Below are 3,884 nucleotides of genomic sequence, written 5' to 3'. Positions count from 1 at the left end.
TCACCGCCAACTGGTCGGGCGGCTGGTGGCTCGATCCGGTGATCGGGCTAGGCGTCGCCACGGTAGCGGTCTGGCAAGGCTTTCGGTCCTGGCGGGGTGAGGACTGTGGCTGCTAACCGACGGCCGGTTGCCATCGTCGCGGGTGAGATACGGGTGGACCAGCGTGCGTGGATAGGGCCGGCGCAGCCAAGATATGCAATCTACCGTGTTGCGACGGCTTTTCGGTGTTTCGGTCGTTGGCAGCTTCGAGTGATCATCGGTGCTACCACGCACCACGAGGCGGCACCGGCGAATAGCCGGCGACTCAGATTGTTCAACAGGTGGTCAGCTGGTCGTTGGGCCACGCTGTTAGCGTCGAGCCCACCGCGGACCACCGGACAGGGGGGATGATGTCACGTGCCGCGATGCCCGTGCCGTGGGCGCCGCGGGCGCTGGTGCTCGGGTACAGCGGGTTGCTGGCCGGGGTTGCCGGGTTTGTCAACGCGGTGGCGTTGCTGGTGTTGGCGTTCCCGGTGGGCAACCTCACCGCGGTGACCACCGAGTTGGGTATGAACACGGGCAACCCGAACCCGTGGTTGTACGAAGGCCACGTGCTCGCGGCGATCCTGTTCGGGTTCCTGGGCGGCACCGCAGCAGCGGGCGCGGTTCTGGCGACCAGCGATACCCATACCGGCCCGCGCCATGCCGCGGTGCTGGTCGCCGAAGCCGCACTGTTGTTGCTTGCTGCGATCGGGGTCGAGGAAACCGTGGTCCAAGCGACACTTTCCGCGTTCGGCGTGGAGCGAACCGTGGTCCAGGCCGGTCTTGCCGCCGCGGCGCTGGGACTGCAAAACGGCGTGACCTCGAGCTTTGGCGGGATGGCGATCCGCACCACGCATTTTACCGGCACCATCACCGATCTCGGGCTGATGTTGGGCCGCAGCCGCCAGCACGGAATCGACAAGTGGAAAACGGCCGTCCTGGCCGCGACCTTGCTGATGTTCCTGGTCGGCGGCGCGGCCGGGGTGTTGACCGGTATTTGGTTCGGCGGCTACGCGCTGGTCATTCCGGCCGCGGCCTGCGGGGCCGTCGCGGCGGCCAGCCTGCTGCATGACCGCAGGCGTCGCACAGCCCGTGCGTGTGCCACCGTCGAGCCGGCGCAGACCGATGCCCGCTGACCGCGTCCCCGCTCAGTTGCCCTTTCCGCGTTCAGGCTTTGGGGCCCCGCGGGAGGCATTACCGCAGGGCCAGGCCACACATGACGGTCGTATTCATACATGCATATGTACGCATTCATAGATATAATCCGAGCAGTCGATCAGAACCGGCCGGAGAGGAGTCGAGAAGTGGAAAACCAGCGCGGATCAAGAGAAGCGAAGGAGCTGAGGTTGCTGTACCCGCGGTGGGTATCTCAGCAGCTACCGGTACAGCGGTTCGGGGTGACGACCGATCAGTGCACCGGCTGCGGCGGCATCTTCCTCGACCTGGGGGAGAGTGAGCAGCTCACCGAGGCTGAGCGTCGGCTGCCGCAGCGACGGCCGCCGGGCGGGTATGTGCCGCAGCCGTACGCGGCGCGGCCGATGTATGTCGAACGCCCTCGCCAGGGCGGCTTTGTGGGCGGTTTGTTCAGCGGTGGAGGCTACTACGGAGGGCGTCATGGCGGGCATCACTGAACACCCAGCCGACCCGACGGAGTCGGAGCCACGACCTGCCCACGACTCCGGTGCTGGCCGCAACGACGACGCCCGGCACGATCACGGCCACGGGGTGTCAGCGGACGCGGACCGCAAATGGCTGGGGATCGCGCTGGGCTTGATCGTGGCGTTCATGGCCGTCGAGGTGGTCGTGGGGCTGGTGGCGAATTCGCTGGCGTTGATCTCGGATGCCGGGCACATGCTCACCGACGCCGCGGCGATCGTGTTGGCGCTGATCGCGATTCGGTTCGCCGACCGCCCGGCGCGGGGTCGCTACACCTACGGGTTCAAGCGGGTGGAGATCTTGTCCGCGCAGGCCAACGGGATCACCCTGCTGCTGCTGACGGTGTGGTTCGTCTACGAGGGGGTGCGCCGGCTGATCGCCCCGCCGGAGGTCGCCGGGCCGCTGGTGCTGGTCACTGCCCTGGCCGGGGTCGTCGTGAACGTCGCCGCCACCTGGTCGATCAGCCGGGCGAACCGCACCAGCTTGAACGTCGAGGGCGCCTTCCAGCACATCCTCAATGACCTGTACGCGTTCATCGGCACTGCGATCGCCGGCGCGGTGGTGTGGGCGACCGGTTTCGCCCGCGCCGATGCCATTGCGGCCCTGGTGGTGGCGGTGTTGATGGCCAAAGCCGGGTGGGGCCTAGTCCGCGAAGCCGGGCGGATCTTCTTAGAGGCCGCCCCGGCAGACCTGGACCCGGTCGAGATCAACGACAGGATTGCCGCGATACCCCAGGTGGTCGCGGTGCATGATCTGCACGTGTGGCAGATCAGCTCCGGTCAGCCGTCGCTGTCGGCGCACGTGCTCGTCACCGGCGACGCCGACTGCCACGCGGCCCGCTCCCGCATCGAAACGGTGCTGCACAACGAATTTCACGTCGAGCACACCACGGTGCAGATCGACCACACCCCTGATGGCCACACCAGCGATCGAGGGCTGCGCCCAACCGCGCGGGCCAGTGCACCCCCATAGTCCGGGGCTACGCGACGTCGTGGCCGCGCGTGCGGCCCGCCGGTATTCCATGTCACCTCGGCGGGCGCGGCGCGCTGGCATGAGCGTCACGCGCGGCATACCGGTGCTCTGATTGCCTACCACGATGACTGTGCACCCCAAGGTGGGCAAGTCCTGGTCGGTGACCGTGGGGAACGGCGGAATATTTCGGTTGTCGCGTTTGCCGGCCTGCCGCGGCAATAGTTGTCCCACCGTTACCGTGAGTCGTAAGGCGATCGGGCGTGTTGGGTTGGCCCCGTCAGTGCTGTGATGCGTCCGGCGCGCACGCCGTTGGCGATGACGATGACCTCGGTGAGCTCGTGCACGAGCACGACCGTGGCCAGGCCCAGTGTCCCGAGTAACGCCAGCGGCATCAGCACGGTGATGATGCCCAGGGACAGTCCGACGTTTTGAGCATGATCTGCCGGGAGCGGCGGGCATGGTGTAGGGCTTGGGTACGGACGCGGCGACGTCGCCGCCGGCCTGCGGGGTTTTCAACACGCCCCATAGCGAGCAGTCTGGCCATCTCGGCCGTACCGCGGGCGAACAGCGCGACCCGGGGCAAAGCCGTGGCCAGGCCGCGGGGCAAGGCGGTCAGCACGGGGTGCGAGGTTTTCAACACGCTCCTCACCTCCACCTGCCCAGCGCACCAGCGCTCAGCCGCTGAGAGGGTGTCGGTTCCGGTCCAAAACTGAGCCAGTTCTTCCGGAAGAAGCCATTCAGTTTTCAATCGGCGCCGACAAGTCAGACAGCCGCGAACACATGAGTAAGACGTCGTGCGTTGGAACTTGAAGTCGTACTCATGTATCCACCACTCTGGCTAGTTATTTCGATCGAGTTCAAGCGGGATTTTGCAGATAAGCCGTCGGCGAACCGAGAGCGGCTGCCTGTCCCAGGGTGGCCGTTGTCGGCTCCGGTTGAATCCTGACCAACCCGCTCCGGAACCACCTGCTCATTTTTCGACCGGAACCGACAGCCGGGATGCTAGCGCGGTGGGACGACCATTGCCGCGACAGGCCTGCCAGCGCGACAATCGACGTGATCCGCCCGCGCGCTGATCCAGCCGCGTCTCACCTGCGGATGACGGCAACCGGCCGTCGGTTAGCAGCCGCAGTCCTCACCCCGCCAGGATCGAAAGCCTTGCCAGACCGCCACCGTGGCAACGCCTAGCCCGATCACCGGATCGAGCCACCAGCCGCCCGACCAGTTGGCGGTGA

Annotated in this window: 3 protein-coding genes and 1 pseudogene; 3 read left to right on the top strand and 1 reads right to left on the bottom strand. The window is 66.6% G+C overall.

Annotated features, from left to right (window positions below; translation table 11 throughout):
• The first annotated feature begins 404 nt into the window (after positions 1-404).
• The 3 genes from BST15_RS20770 to BST15_RS20760 all read left to right on the top strand — a co-directional run bounded on the left by BST15_RS20770 (position 405) and on the right by BST15_RS20760 (position 2,649).
• Positions 405-1,157 (top strand): YoaK family protein, encoded by a 753-nt coding sequence (locus BST15_RS20770; protein WP_234808438.1) that lies wholly within the window; start codon positions 405-407, stop codon positions 1,155-1,157.
• A 210-nt stretch (positions 1,158-1,367) separates the two neighbouring features.
• Positions 1,368-1,652 carry a TFIIB-type zinc ribbon-containing protein gene (locus tag BST15_RS22975; protein ID WP_234708362.1) on the top strand — a complete coding sequence of 95 codons (285 nt, stop codon included), beginning with the start codon at positions 1,368-1,370 and terminating at the stop codon, positions 1,650-1,652.
• On the top strand, positions 1,636-2,649 hold the full coding sequence (locus tag BST15_RS20760; RefSeq protein ID WP_046191436.1) for a cation diffusion facilitator family transporter: 1,014 nt from the start codon (positions 1,636-1,638) through the stop codon (positions 2,647-2,649). Before BST15_RS22975 ends, BST15_RS20760 begins: the two co-directional genes overlap by 17 nt.
• A gap of 250 nt (positions 2,650-2,899) precedes the next feature.
• On the opposite strand, the pseudogene BST15_RS20755 reads toward BST15_RS20760, so the two are convergent.
• Positions 2,900-3,121 (bottom strand): annotated as a pseudogene (locus BST15_RS20755) (heavy metal translocating P-type ATPase); the annotation flags it as partial.
• Positions 3,122-3,884: the final 763 nt, after the last annotated feature.

Origin of the sequence: Mycolicibacter arupensis (assembly GCF_002086515.1) — a bacterium.
In the GTDB taxonomy this organism is placed as follows: Bacteria; Actinomycetota; Actinomycetes; order Mycobacteriales; family Mycobacteriaceae; genus Mycobacterium; species Mycobacterium arupense.
This window is presented reverse-complemented; position numbering and strand designations above follow the sequence as displayed.